This window comes from Pseudomonas sp. B1(2018) (assembly GCF_003097365.1).
GTDB lineage: Bacteria > Pseudomonadota > Gammaproteobacteria > Pseudomonadales > Pseudomonadaceae > Aquipseudomonas > Aquipseudomonas laurylsulfatiphila.
The window spans coordinates 104991-117505 of the sequence record NZ_PYUK01000012.1 but is presented as its reverse complement, the minus strand read 5'-3'; the positions used below and the strand labels follow the sequence as shown (position 1 = coordinate 117505).

The following is a 12515-nucleotide window of genomic DNA, read 5'->3' as shown; positions in this document are numbered from 1 at the left end:
GATAAATTGTACTAACTAGTTAATCCGGTCAATTGAAGAGAGGGTACGCTGGCGGTTTGTGGGCGATGATCGGACACTTTCTGTGTTCAGCGCGGCAAATGCTCCACCAGAAAATCAATGAACGCCCTCAAGCGCAGCGGTACATGTCGACTTTGCGGGTACAGCAGGGTGAATGGTCGCGAGCGCCCGCCATAGGGCTTGAGCACTTCCACCAGTGAACCGTCGGCCAGCTCCTTTTCCACGATAAAACGATAGGTCTGAAACAACCCCGCCCCGTGTTTGGCTAGCGTCACCCCGCCCAGTACATCATCGGAACAACTGAGGTTGCCCTCGGCCAGAATCTCACGGGGCACGCCTTCATCGTTGAACAACCAGGCAATGCGCCGGCCGCTGCTGGGCAATTCATACTGAATGCATTCGTGGTGTTCGAGGTCATCAAGGGTTTGCGGAGTGCCTGCCTGTTTCAGGTAATCAGGGCTGGCGATCAGCACAAGGGCGGCATCCTCCAACTGTCGGGCGATCAGACCGGAATCCGGGATGGCTCGCACGCGAATCGCCATGTCGTAGCCTTCGCCGACGAAATCGATGTTGCGATTGCTGATATGCGATTCGACTTTCACCGCGGGATAGCGCGCCCGAAATTCAGGCAGCAGCGGCAGGATTCGATGATGCGCGTAGGTGGTCGGAATACTGATGCGCAAAGTACCGGACGGCACTTGCTGCTGGCCCATGACCTCACGCTGGGCCTCGACCAGTTGCGCAAGGGCCTGGCGACATTCTTCGTAATAACGGCGACCACTGTCAGTGAGCTTCACGCTACGCGTGGTGCGCGCGAACAGGCGCACGCCCAGGCGTTCTTCCATGCGCGACACCGATCGGCTCACGGCAGCGGGCGTGACACCTGCCACCAGCGCCGCGGCAGTAAAACTGCCAGCCTCGGCGGCCAGGCAAAAAAGCTCGATGCTGCCCAACTGAAGATCGTCGAATTGTCGCTGCATGATTGATTACACCAAGGATCAGATGAAGAAGCTGAATCAGTATTTATCAGGTGACAGCGCTGTAAAGAAAGGATTTCTTACCAATTCGCGTGGTGTTCCGCAGGTCCGGGAATTGCCGGGACGCTAGCCTGAGGACAGAAGAAATGATTCGGCTGCCAAGGCCAGCGGTCGGATTTTCCAGGGAATGTCGGATTCTCGGATTTAAAAACCTAACGGATGGGTTAGCATGAAGGTATGCAGTTTCAAAGGACTGTCGGTAGTGATCATGTTGCGAGACGAGCATTGTCCGCCTCATGCGCATGTGGAAGCGGGTACGTGGAGTGCAAGATTCAGGTTCAGCTTTTGGCACAACGGTGTCGAACTCTGGGATGTCGTTCCGCTATCGCGTCGGCCACCATTGGCGATGCTTGAGGGTTTGCGCCAATCGCTCAAGCAACCTGCCCATCTGCGACGCGCCCGCGGCATCTGGTGGCGAAAACTACAAACGGCCTGTCTTGATAATCAACTCTGGGACTGGCAAAGCAATGAAGTCGTTGTGGTGAAAAGGGTTGTCAGCACGACCAATATGATTGGATCGGCTTGCTACGTACCTGAATCGAACAAGACATTGCTGTCCCTGATCGGTGCACAGGAAGGTGTGGAGATCGAGTTATGAAAACGATAAAAGCCAAGGTTCAGGCCGATAATCCCGTAACGGAAAGTAGCCTGGACAAGGCCATCGAACTTGGTGAGTTACGTAGGAAAAATAGCCTGCAAGCGACAGCGGTTGCCTACCTGGCTCCCTGTCTGGCAGTGCTCTTCGAAGATGGCAGCGGCGTACTGTTGCCCGTGGCCAACTATCCGGAGTTCGATGATTTTGAGCTGGAGGACTACGCCAGCCTGACTGTCGGCTATGCGGGGACTGCACTGTGCCATGAAGGAAAGGACCTGCATGTGTCTATCGCCGGGATGATTTCTGCGAGCAAGCCGCTGATGGCCATGGCGACCTCGGTCGTCGCTTCGCGCAATGGTCGCCAGAGCAGCGCCGCAAAGTCTGAAGCCGCGCGGGCCAACGGCAGGAAAGGCGGGCGCCCGCGCAAGGTCGATGTTGTCGTGTAAGTGCCCACAAAAAAGCCGTCGTGAAGACGGCTTTTTTGTGCGTGGCAGCTGCCATCAACGCCGGGTCAACATCACCCCGGATTCCATGTGATGGGTCCACGGGAACTGGTCGAACATCGCACACCGGCTGATGCGGTGGGTGTCGTGCAGTTGGGCGATGTTGGCTGCCAGGGTCTCCGGATTGCAGGAGATGTACAGGATGTTGTCGAAGCGCCGGGTCAACTCGCAGGTGTCCGGGTCCATGCCGGCGCGGGGCGGGTCAACGAACACGCTGCCGAACTCGTAGCTCTTGAGGTCGATGCCGTGCAGGCGGCGGAACGGACGCACTTCGTTAAGGGCTTCGGTCAGCTCTTCGGCGGACAAGCGCACCAGGGTGACGTTATCCACTGCGTTTTCGCTGAGATTGCTCAGCGCCGCGTTGACCGAAGTCTTGCTGATTTCGGTGGCCAGCACTTTGCGTACTCGGGTGGCGAGCGGCAGGGTGAAGTTGCCGTTGCCGCAATACAGCTCCAGCAAATCATCGGAGCGATCCCCGAGCGCATCGTACGCCCAGTTGAGCATCTTCTGGTTCACCGTACCGTTGGGCTGGGTGAACGCGCCTTCCGGCTGGCGGTAGCTGAAGGGGCGGCCGCCGACGTCCAGTTGCTCGACCACGTAATCGTGACCGATGACTTCGCGCTTGCCCTTGGAGCGGCCGATGATGCTGACGTTCAGGTCCGTCGCCAGTTTCGAAGCCGCCGCGTGCCAGTGCTCGTCCAGCGGACGGTGATAGCACAGGGTGATCATTGCGTCGCCGGCCAGCGTGGTCAGGAATTCGACCTGGAACAGCTTGTGGCTCAGAGGCGCACTGGCTTGCCACGCTGCCTTGAGCTGCGGCATCAACTGGTTGATGCGGAGGCTGGCGATCGGGAACTCTTCGATCAGGATGGGCGTGCGTTTGTCTTCCTGGGAAAACATCGCGTAATGCCGCTCGCCGGCCTCGCGCCACAGGCGGAACTCGGCGCGCAGGCGGAAGTTTTTCAGCGGCGAATCGAAAACGGCCGGCTCGGGTGCATCGAACGGGGCCAGCAGGTCACGCAAACGCGTGACCTTTTCTTCGAGTTGAACGGCATAGGCCTGGGAATCAAAAGTCATGCGTTGAACCAACCCAGCTTGATCACGAACAGAATCGACAGGATCACCAGCGCCGGGTTCAGCTCACGGCCACGACCGGACATCAGCTTGATGGCGGTCCAGGAAATGAAACCGAAGGCGATGCCATTGGCGATGGAATAGGTGAACGGCATCGCCAGCGCGGTGATTACCACGGGCGCGGCAACGGTGATGTCGTCCCAGTCTATTTCGGCCAGGCCGGATGTCATCAGCACGGCGACGAACAGCAGGGCCGGTGCAGTGGCGAAGGCTGGAACGCTTGCGGCCAGTGGCGAGAAGAACAGCGCCAGCAGGAACAGGATCGCGACGACGACGGCGGTCAGGCCGGTGCGGCCACCGGCACTCACGCCGGCGGCGGATTCGATGTAGCTGGTGGTGGTCGAGGTGCCCAGCAGGGAACCGGCCATGGCCGCGGTGCTGTCGGCGATCAGCGCACGGCCCATTTTCGGCATGTGGCCGTCCTTGCCCATCAGACCGGCGCGCTTGGCGACGCCGATCAGGGTGCCGGAGTTGTCGAACAGGTCAACGAACAGGAAGGCAAAAATCACGCTGACCAGACCGATGTCCAGTGCGCCCTTGATGTCCAGCTGCAGGAAGGTCGGGGCCAGGGACGGCGGCATCGACATCACGCCGCCGAACGGGGTGAAGCCCATCACGATCGAAACGATGGTCACCACCAGAATGCCGATCAGCACCGCACCGCGCACGGCAAGGGCCTCAAGTGCGACGATCAGGGCAAAACCGAGGGTAGCGAGGATCGGAGCCGGTTGTTTCAGGTCACCGAGGCCGACCATGGTCGCCGGGTTGCTGACCACGATACCGGCGTTGTGCAGGGCGATCAGCGCCAGGAACAGGCCGATACCGGCAGCAATGGCCGAGCGCAGTGGCAACGGGATGCTGTTGATGATCCATTCACGGATGCGGAAGATCGACAGCAGGAAGAAACACACTGCCGAGATGAACACCGCGCCGAGCGCCACTTGCCAGGTATGGCCCATGTGCAGGACCACTGTGTAGGTAAAGAAGGCGTTCAGGCCCATGCCCGGTGCGAGGGCGATCGGGTAGTTGGCGATCAGGCCCATGACGGTCGAGCCGATGGCAGCGGCCAGGCAGGTGGCGACAAACACCGCGCCCTTGTCCATGCCGGTCTCGCCGAGGATGCTCGGGTTGACGAACAGAATGTAGGCCATGGCCAAAAAGGTCGTGACGCCCGCCAGAATCTCGGTCCGCACGTTGGTGTTGTGTGCCTTGAGTTGAAACAGCCTTTCCAGCATGTCTGCTCCCCGTGGCGCGCCGGGCGCCGTGAATGTATCGACCTCAACAGCAAAGCACAGGCAGCAGAACGCACCTGAAAATTACTGTGGGCCGGAAAAAGCCGCGCATCATACCAGTAGCTTGGGCATATGGCTGCTTATGGCGGTGATCGTCGTCGATGTTTTGCGACAAAGCCAAGTGCGCCATACTGCGCGCTGGTTTTTCGGGGTGGAAAGTACTGCATGAAAAGGCGTCTGGTTAGCGTGTTCGGCGTATTGATGGCGTTGCTTCTCGGGGCCCAAACGGCCACGGCGGCATCGGCCCCGCCATTGACTCAATTGAAAGTGCTCAAAGTCGCGTCGCCGTCCTGTGGCGTTGAAAATATCGACGAAGGGCAAACCCGGACGCGCTGCGATCACAATGGCCCGAACATCACGGTGTACGTGCTGGAAGTGGGTTATGGACGCGAGGCCCATGTCGCCCTGGACGGTTTTGAGGTGAACGGCACGCGTACGCCGGTCTGCGCGTTCAAGAACGGCAACCTGACCAGCTGCACCCCCGGGGAAAAAACAGTCGGCTATTTGTATGCACTCGACCTGGCGGGTAAGCAAGAAGGCACATTGACCTTCAGCAATACCTCGATCAATGCGCCCGGCAATACGATGTCGACGCAGCTTTACATCCAGTAGCCACATGTCTCGAACAAGGCGCGGGAAAGCTGACTACGCTTAAAAGATCATTCCGTGGACAGTGCCCGATGACTTTTAGAGCCTTGATTGCCCTCGCCGAGGGTACCGATGACCTGCAAACCGTGACCCTGATCGACGTACTGCGCCGCGCCAAAATAGAAGTGGTGGTGGCCAGTATCGAAGGGCGGCGCATGCTCACTTGCGCCCGCGGCACTCGGCTGACGTCCGATGCCATGCTGGTGGACTTGCTGGCGCAGCCTTTCGACCTGATTGCCTTGCCGGGTGGCGCGGTGGGGGCGCAGCACTTGGCTGCCCACCAACCCCTGCAACAATTGATCAAGGACCAGGCGGCAGCCGGTCGCCTGTTCGCCGGCATCGCCGAAGCGCCCGCCGTGGCGCTGCAAGCCTTTGGCGTTTTGCGTCAACGGCGCATGACCTGTCTGCCATCGGCCAGCCATCAATTGTTGGGCTGTAACTTCGTCGATCAACCGGTGGTGGTCGATGGCAACTGCATCACCGCACAGGGCTCGGCTGGCGCATTGGCATTTGCCCTGGCGCTGGTGGAGCAACTCTGCGGTAAAGCCACACGTGCGGCGGTGGCGGGGGAGTTGTTGGTTTAGCCTGCTTGGACTTTTGCCTCTTCCTTCTCTTCATCTTTAGCCACGTGCATGCGATCGCGGCTGGCCAGGGTCGGGAACAGTTTGACCCATACCCCGGTCACCACCAGCGTGCCGATCCCGCCCATGACCACGGCTGGCACGGTGCCGAACCAGTGGGCCGTCAGGCCCGATTCGAATTCGCCCAACTGGTTCGAGGCCCCGATGAACAGACCGTTCACGGCGCTGACCCGGCCGCGCATTTCGTCCGGGGTTTCCAGTTGAACGAAGGAGGCACGGATCACCATGCTGATCATGTCGGCCGCGCCCAGCACCACCAACACTGCCAGGGAAAACCAGAACGAGGTCGACAGGCCGAACGCAATGGTTGCCACGCCGAAGATACCCACGGCGGTGAACATCACCCGCCCGACATTGCGCTCCACGGCAAACCGCGCCAGGAACAGCGACATCAGCAGCGCACCCACTGCCGGTGCCGAGCGCAACAGGCCCAGCCCCCACGGGCCGGTCAGCAGAATGTCCTTGGCGAACACCGGCAGCAGTGCTGTCGCTCCACCCAATAGCACCGCGAACAGATCGAGGGAGATCGCCCCGAGAATGTCCGGACGGCTGCGGATGAAGCGGATGCCCGCGAGCAGTGAATCCAGTGTGGCCTTGCCCTTGTTCAGTGGCGTCTGCCGGGCCGGCAGGTTGAGCATCAGCGAACAGGCGATGACATACAGCAGCACCGTCGGGCCATACACCCAGACGCTGCCGAAGGCGTAGAGCAAGCCGCCGAGGGCCGGGGCGACGATGGTGGCTGATTGCTGGGCCGATTGTGCGGCGGCCACGGCCCGGGGAAACAGCGCGCTGGGCACGATGCTTGGCAGCAGGGCCTGGGTGGTCGGCATTTCAAAGGAGCGCGCGGCGCCGAGCAGGAAGGCCAGGATAAAGATCATTTCCCGAGTGACATGGTCGGTCGCGCTGCCGATGGCCAGCGACAGGGCGATCAATGCCTGCAGGGACTGGCAGATCGCCGCGACCTTGCGCCGGTCATAGCGGTCGGCAACGTGCCCTGTATGCAGCATGAACAGCACGCGCGGGGCGAATTCGACCAGGCCGACCAGACCCAGGTCGAGCACGTTGCCGGTCAATTGATACAGGTTCCAGCCGATGGCCACGGTGAGCATCTGGAAGCCGCTGGCGGTAAAGATCCGGGCCAGCCAGAACGCGAGAAAAGGGCGATGGTGACGTAACAGCAAGGGCTCTTGGCTGGGCATCTGCGGGGAAATCTGGGGAGAGGGGAACAGCGAGATTATCACCTACCTGTAACAAGAAGTTGCCATGACAAAAAATTTAGTTAGCCAGACATCGATTTCTGCAGCGCGATAAGTCCTGTGTGCGGGCTTGCTCGCGAAGAGGGCGGCACATCCGGTATTGACGTCGACTGACACTCCGCCTTCGCGAGCAAGTCGAATCGTCGCACCGCCGCTCCCACAGGAAATGTATTTCAGCTCGTGACCAAGGCCATGAGGCAACTTGTCACGCGGCAATAGACCACGCGGTTCATCCCCGAAATTGGGACTACTCTTTCAACGTTGATTGATCCAGATCAAAACCCGCAAAAGGAATTGATCCGGCGGCCGCAAGGCCAGACTCCCTGCGTTGTGATGCGTGCAAAAAAAAGAACAAACAGAGATTCGCCACACTCCATATCCGTGGGGGCCGTGGGTGCAGGCTTCCAGCCAGCAGCCGTACTACCTGACAGAGGAAGACTTATGTTCGGTTTAGAGGCACTTGATCTCGCCCGAATTCAGTTCGCGTTCACCATCTCGTTCCACATCCTGTTTCCGGCCATCACCATCGGCCTGGCGAGTTACCTGGCGGTACTCGAAGGCCTGTGGTTGAAAACCCATAACGACACCTACCGTGACCTCTACCATTTCTGGTCGAAGATCTTTGCCGTCAACTTCGGCATGGGCGTGGTTTCCGGCCTGGTCATGGCCTATCAGTTCGGTACCAACTGGAGCCGCTTCTCGGACTTCGCCGGATCGGTTACCGGGCCGTTGCTGACCTATGAAGTGCTCACGGCGTTCTTCCTCGAGGCCGGGTTCCTGGGGGTCATGCTGTTTGGCTGGAACAAGGTCGGGCGTGGCCTGCACTTCTTCGCCACCGTGATGGTCGCCATCGGTACGTTGATCTCGACCTTCTGGATTCTCGCCTCCAACAGCTGGATGCAGACCCCGCAGGGCTTCGAGATCGTCAACGGGCAGGTCATCCCCACCGACTGGCTGGCAGTTATCTTCAACCCGTCGTTCCCGTATCGCCTGATGCACATGGCCACGGCGGCGTTCGTAGCCACGGCCTTCTTCGTGGGTGCCTCCGCGGCCTGGCATTTGCTGCGTGGCAAGGACAACCCGGCGATCCGCAAAATGCTCTCGATGGCCATGTGGATGGCGTTGATCGTCGCGCCGATCCAGGCGGTCATCGGCGACTTCCACGGCCTCAATACACTTGAGCATCAACCGGCGAAAATCGCTGCGATCGAGGGGCACTGGGAAAACAAGGGTAACGAGGCGACTCCGCTGATCCTGTTCGGCTGGCCGGACATGAAGGAGGAGAAAACCAAATTCGCTGTCGAGATTCCGTACCTGGGCAGCCTGATCCTGACCCACTCGCTGGACAAGCAAGTCCCGGCGCTCAAGGAGTTCCCGCCTGAAGACCGGCCAAATTCGACCATTGTGTTCTGGTCGTTCCGGATCATGGTGGGCCTGGGCATGCTGATGATCTTCACCGGTTTGTGGAGCCTGTGGCTGCGCAAGCGCGACACCCTCTACACCTCGCGACCGTTCCTGTACCTGGCGTTGTGGATGGGGCCGTCCGGCCTGATCGCGATCCTCGCCGGCTGGTTCACCACCGAAATCGGCCGTCAGCCGTGGGTGGTCTACGGCCTGATGCGCACGGCGGATGCGTCGTCCAACCATAGCGTCATGCAGATGAGCATCACCCTGATCCTGTTCGTCGTGGTGTATTTCGCCCTGTTTGGCGCCGGTCTTGGCTACATGATGCGCCTGGTGCGCAAGGGGCCGAAGATCGACGAAGGCAAGGAAACCAACGACGGAGGTCCCGGCCAGAAACGCACACCGGCCCGTCCGCTGTCCGCCGCCGACGACGATCACGCCGATGCCGGCCACAGCCTGACCAAGGAGATTTGAATCATGGGTATTGATCTTCCGCTGATCTGGGCCGTGATCATCATCTTCGGCATCATGATGTACGTGGTCATGGACGGCTTCGACCTGGGCATCGGCATTCTCTTCCCGTTCATTCCGGGCAAGACCGATCGCGATGTGATGATGAACACCGTCGCCCCGGTCTGGGACGGCAACGAGACCTGGCTGGTGTTGGGGGGCGCGGCTTTGTTCGGCGCGTTTCCGCTGGCCTATTCGGTGGTGCTTTCCGCGTTATACCTGCCGCTGATTCTGATGTTGATCGGGCTGATCTTTCGCGGCGTAGCCTTCGAGTTCCGCTTCAAGGCCAGGGACGACAAGCGCCACCTGTGGGACAAGGCGTTCATCGGTGGCTCGGTCACCGCGACGTTCTTCCAGGGTGTGGCACTCGGTGCGTTCATCGATGGGTTGCCGGTGGTCAACCGGCAATTCGCCGGTGGTTCACTGGACTGGCTGACACCGTTCACGATGTTCTGTGGCGCGGCGCTGGTGGTGGCCTATGCGTTGCTCGGTTGCACCTGGCTGATCATGAAGACCGAAGGCAAGTTGCAGGAGCAGATGCATGACCTGGCACGGCCATTGGCCTTCGTACTGCTGGCGGTGATCGGCATCGTCAGCATCTGGACCCCGTTGGCCCACGCAGAAATTGCCGCACGCTGGTTCACCATGCCGAATCTGTTCTGGTTCATGCCGGTGCCGATTCTGGTGCTGGTGACGATGTACGGATTGATCCGTGCCGTGGCCCGCAATGCGCACTACACGCCGTTCCTGTTGACCCTGGTGCTGATCTTCCTCGGTTATAGCGGTTTGGGCATCAGCCTGTGGCCGAACATCATCCCGCCGTCGATCTCGATCTGGGATGCCGCCGCACCGCCGCAAAGCCAAGGTTTCATGCTGGTGGGCACGCTGTTCATCATCCCGTTCATCCTGGGCTACACCTTCTGGAGCTACTACGTGTTCCGCGGCAAGGTCACCCATGAAGACGGTTACCACTAGTCCTATAGAAAACCTGTGGGAGCGAGCTTGCTCGCGATGGCGTCGGAAGCGACGCCATCAATCTTGAAGAGGATTGACGTTATGGCCGCCAAACATTCCCTGCACGACATTGAAGAAGCCGAAAAAAAACCGCTGTGGCAGCGGCTCGGCTGGTTGGCCCTGATCTGGGTCGGCAGCGTGGGCGCCTTGTTCATCGTCGCCAGCCTGATGCGTCTGTTCATGAACGCGGCCGGACTGACGACGCACTGACATCTCCCCCGCAGCCTCAAGGCGCGGATTTACAACCCTCCGACCGGAGGGTTTTTTTTGCCTGTTACTTACGCGCCTTGAGGATCACGAATTTCGGATTGGCTGCCACTTGCTCGACGCCACGGAACAATCGCGCCAGCTTGCTGTGGTAACCCAGGTGACGATTGCCGACGATGTACAGCGCGCCGCCCACAACCAGCGCTTCGCGTGCTTGCTGGAACATCCGCCAGGCCAGGAAGTCGCCCACGACCTGTTGCTGGTGAAATGGCGGATTGCACAGCACCACGTCAAGCGATTGCGGTTCCTGGCCGGCCAGGCCATCGCCGGCACGCACGATCACTTCCCGTTCACCCAACGCTGCGTGCCAGTTTTCGGCGGCCGATTGCACGGCCATGAACGATTCGTCCACCAGCGTGTAGTGGGCCTCGGGGTTTTGCAGGGCGCTGGCGATGGCCAGGACACCGTTGCCGCAACCGAGATCGGCGACCCGCGCCGAGCCAAGGTTTTTCGGCAGGTGTGGCAAAAACGCCCGGGTACCGATGTCCAGGCCTTCGCGGCAAAACACATTGGCGTGGTTGAGCAGTTCGATAGCCGGCTCGTCGAGCCTGTACCGCGTCGGGTAAGGCGACACAATCGGGGTTTTGTCTTCTGCCGTGGCAATCAATAACCGCGCCTTCTTCACCGCCAGCGAGGCTTGTACGGGGCCGATGTAGCGCTCCAGCAAGTCGCCCGCCGCCCGGGGCAGGTGCTTGATCATGGCCGCGGCGATCACTTGGGCGCCAGGTGCCAGTTGCCCTTGCAGACGGATCAGTTGCTCTTCCAGCAATGCCAGGGTTTTCGGTACGCGGATCAGTACGCAGTCGAATGGCCCGACAGGTGCCTCGCTGGCGGGGACGCTCGGTACCGCATCAAACGCCAGGCCGTTGCGCACCAGGTTCTTTTCCAGGCCCTGCAAGGCCAGGAACGAATCACCGCTGCTGACCACCCGCACCTTGCCCGCCAGGCTGGCCGCCAACGCGCCGAAACTGTCGTTGAGTACCAATACCCGCATCTCGGCCGTGGGCTGCTGCTCGGCAAGATAATTGAGCAGGTATTCATCAGCCGCATCGAATGCTTGCAGCGGTTCGTTCTGCTGTTCGGGCTGGCGGATCAGGTCGAGGCTGGCGAAGGGTGTTTCGAGCAAAGGCATGGGGCGGGGCTCTGGGTAATCAACGGGGGTAATCAACGGATGTCCCGCTGCCCTGAGGCGTTGGTGCGGGCGGAGCCGTCCGAGTGTACTGCGTCGTGAAGGTCTACACGCCATCACTCAGGAGGGACCGCAAATGGTACGTTTTTTTTGATCGGATTACCCGCAGGTTTTCCCGCTGTCGGGCGCTTTCAGATGGCTCCGGAGCGGTTCGCGGCCATGACTGCCGCCATCTTGTTGTTGACGCCGAGCTTTTCGATAGCCCTGTGCACATGAAAGTTGATCGTGCGTTCACTCAAGTTGAGGATCCTGGCAATTTCATAAGCCGTCTTGCCATCGGCCGACAGTTTCAATACATCGATTTCCCGCCGTGACAAGGAGGGGGCGTTAGTATGAACCGGTTTTTTTGGTTGCATCCCGATCGCCAGGGCGTGCAGGTGGCGACTGATGAACACCGAGAATCCAAGATTTTCGTACAGCTCATAGGCTGAAATCGGGCAATGGCTTCGGGCCAGGCTGAGAATGCTGCGCAGGCCGCTTTCTTCATCGTGGATTGCTTGCGACCAGCCATGCGCCAAGCCTTGCTGTTGCAGCAGTTGCCATAACCACGGGGTTGCGCAGAAGAGCTCTTTGCTCCAGAGCACGGGTAGCATGGAGTGATTGCAATAGGCCGCTACGGGGTCAATCTCGCTGGCGTTGCTTTGTTCATACTGTGTGTTCCAGTCGTGTGGATAGTTGTTCAGGTTGACGGGGCAGCAATCAGTGCGACTGTTCGCTGAAATGGTTGAAAAGGCACAAAATTTATATCCAAGGTTCCTGACGAAATTCAGTGATATTCGATAGGCCGTATTAATGTCCTGTGTTTGAGAAAGCAGTTGAAGCTGTGACTCCTTCCAGATTTCCATATACGGGGTCTCCAACAGTATGTTTCCGGAGGGTGCTTGTTTTGGATCCGAGATCCGGCACGTGACGGAGTGTAGGACATATCCGACAATTGTAGTTCGACGATTTTGCTCTTTTAACGGCTGAAAAAGTGTGTGCCAGGTTCTTAAGCCGTGTGTTAAATA

The 12515-nt window shown here is 59.6% G+C and carries 13 protein-coding genes; 7 read left to right on the top strand and 6 right to left on the bottom strand.

Annotated elements, in window-relative coordinates; translation table 11 throughout:
* Window positions 1–86 precede the first annotated feature (86 nt).
* Complete coding sequence (locus C9422_RS19675; protein ID WP_104451373.1) at window positions 87–998, bottom strand: LysR family transcriptional regulator; 912 nt, start codon at window positions 996–998, stop codon at window positions 87–89.
* Window positions 999–1224: 226 nt separating this feature from the next.
* Between C9422_RS19675 and C9422_RS19670 the strand changes: the two genes are divergently transcribed.
* Both C9422_RS19670 and C9422_RS19665 read left to right on the top strand, forming a co-directional pair.
* The gene (locus C9422_RS19670) at window positions 1225–1653 is read left to right on the top strand and encodes a DUF4160 domain-containing protein (RefSeq protein WP_116581840.1); all 429 of its coding nucleotides are present in this window, start codon (window positions 1225–1227) and stop codon (window positions 1651–1653) included.
* A complete protein-coding gene (locus C9422_RS19665; protein ID WP_116581839.1) occupies window positions 1650–2096 on the top strand; it encodes a DUF2442 domain-containing protein in 447 nt (148 codons plus the stop codon). Before C9422_RS19670 ends, C9422_RS19665 begins: the two co-directional genes overlap by 4 nt.
* A 54-nt stretch (window positions 2097–2150) precedes the next feature.
* Here the strand turns inward: C9422_RS19665 and trmA are convergent, their stop codons facing one another.
* On the bottom strand, window positions 2151–3230 hold the full coding sequence (trmA, locus tag C9422_RS19660; RefSeq protein ID WP_116581838.1) for a tRNA (uridine(54)-C5)-methyltransferase TrmA: 1080 nt from the start codon (window positions 3228–3230) through the stop codon (window positions 2151–2153).
* Window positions 3227–4522 (bottom strand): NCS2 family permease, encoded by a 1296-nt coding sequence (locus C9422_RS19655; RefSeq protein ID WP_116581837.1) that lies wholly within the window; start codon window positions 4520–4522, stop codon window positions 3227–3229. Before C9422_RS19655 ends, trmA begins: the two co-directional genes overlap by 4 nt.
* 222 nt (window positions 4523–4744) lie before the next feature.
* On the opposite strand from C9422_RS19655, the gene C9422_RS19650 reads away from it, so the two are divergent.
* A complete protein-coding gene (locus C9422_RS19650) occupies window positions 4745–5191 on the top strand; it encodes a DUF4879 domain-containing protein (protein WP_116581836.1) in 447 nt (148 codons plus the stop codon).
* A 68-nt stretch (window positions 5192–5259) separates the two neighbouring features.
* Window positions 5260–5811, top strand: a complete 552-nt coding sequence (locus C9422_RS19645; protein ID WP_007975779.1) for a DJ-1 family glyoxalase III — start codon at window positions 5260–5262, stop codon at window positions 5809–5811.
* On the opposite strand, the gene C9422_RS19640 is transcribed toward C9422_RS19645, so the two are convergent.
* A complete protein-coding gene (locus C9422_RS19640; protein ID WP_111288301.1) occupies window positions 5808–7067 on the bottom strand; it encodes an MFS transporter in 1260 nt (419 codons plus the stop codon). The genes C9422_RS19645 and C9422_RS19640 overlap by 4 nt on opposite strands.
* A gap of 498 nt (window positions 7068–7565) precedes the next feature.
* Here C9422_RS19640 and C9422_RS19630 point away from each other — a divergent pair, with 498 nt between their 5' ends.
* The 3 genes from C9422_RS19630 (at window position 7566) to C9422_RS19620 (ending at window position 10262) form a co-directional block, all read left to right on the top strand.
* A complete protein-coding gene (locus C9422_RS19630; RefSeq protein ID WP_007975777.1) occupies window positions 7566–9002 on the top strand; it encodes a cytochrome ubiquinol oxidase subunit I in 1437 nt (478 codons plus the stop codon).
* 3 nt (window positions 9003–9005) lie between these two features.
* Window positions 9006–10013, top strand: a complete 1008-nt coding sequence (cydB, locus tag C9422_RS19625) for a cytochrome d ubiquinol oxidase subunit II (protein ID WP_007975775.1) — start codon at window positions 9006–9008, stop codon at window positions 10011–10013.
* 81 nt (window positions 10014–10094) lie between these two features.
* Complete coding sequence (locus C9422_RS19620) at window positions 10095–10262, top strand: DUF2474 domain-containing protein (RefSeq protein WP_007975773.1); 168 nt, start codon at window positions 10095–10097, stop codon at window positions 10260–10262.
* A gap of 64 nt (window positions 10263–10326) precedes the next feature.
* On the opposite strand, the gene C9422_RS19615 is transcribed toward C9422_RS19620, so the two are convergent.
* Entirely contained in the window at window positions 10327–11451 is a 1125-nt protein-coding gene (locus C9422_RS19615; protein ID WP_116581835.1) for a methyltransferase, read from the bottom strand.
* Window positions 11452–11639: 188 nt separating this feature from the next.
* On the bottom strand, window positions 11640–12353 hold the full coding sequence (locus C9422_RS19610; protein WP_116581834.1) for an autoinducer binding domain-containing protein: 714 nt from the start codon (window positions 12351–12353) through the stop codon (window positions 11640–11642).
* Between the last annotated feature and the right edge of the window lie 162 nt (window positions 12354–12515).

Coding starts and splice junctions, on each gene's coding strand:
- C9422_RS19615 (WP_116581835.1), bottom strand. CDS start 11,451: ATGCCTTTGCTCGAAACACCCTTCGCCAGCCTCGACCTGATCCGCCAG.
- C9422_RS19630 (WP_007975777.1), top strand. CDS start 7,566: ATGTTCGGTTTAGAGGCACTTGATCTCGCCCGAATTCAGTTCGCGTTC.
- C9422_RS19665 (WP_116581839.1), top strand. CDS start 1,650: ATGAAAACGATAAAAGCCAAGGTTCAGGCCGATAATCCCGTAACGGAA.
- cydB (WP_007975775.1), top strand. CDS start 9,006: ATGGGTATTGATCTTCCGCTGATCTGGGCCGTGATCATCATCTTCGGC.
- C9422_RS19620 (WP_007975773.1), top strand. CDS start 10,095: ATGGCCGCCAAACATTCCCTGCACGACATTGAAGAAGCCGAAAAAAAA.
- C9422_RS19650 (WP_116581836.1), top strand. CDS start 4,745: ATGAAAAGGCGTCTGGTTAGCGTGTTCGGCGTATTGATGGCGTTGCTT.
- C9422_RS19610 (WP_116581834.1), bottom strand. CDS start 12,353: ATGGAAATCTGGAAGGAGTCACAGCTTCAACTGCTTTCTCAAACACAG.
- C9422_RS19655 (WP_116581837.1), bottom strand. CDS start 4,522: ATGCTGGAAAGGCTGTTTCAACTCAAGGCACACAACACCAACGTGCGG.
- C9422_RS19675 (WP_104451373.1), bottom strand. CDS start 998: ATGCAGCGACAATTCGACGATCTTCAGTTGGGCAGCATCGAGCTTTTT.
- C9422_RS19670 (WP_116581840.1), top strand. CDS start 1,225: ATGAAGGTATGCAGTTTCAAAGGACTGTCGGTAGTGATCATGTTGCGA.
- trmA (WP_116581838.1), bottom strand. CDS start 3,230: ATGACTTTTGATTCCCAGGCCTATGCCGTTCAACTCGAAGAAAAGGTC.
- C9422_RS19640 (WP_111288301.1), bottom strand. CDS start 7,067: ATGCCCAGCCAAGAGCCCTTGCTGTTACGTCACCATCGCCCTTTTCTC.
- C9422_RS19645 (WP_007975779.1), top strand. CDS start 5,260: ATGACTTTTAGAGCCTTGATTGCCCTCGCCGAGGGTACCGATGACCTG.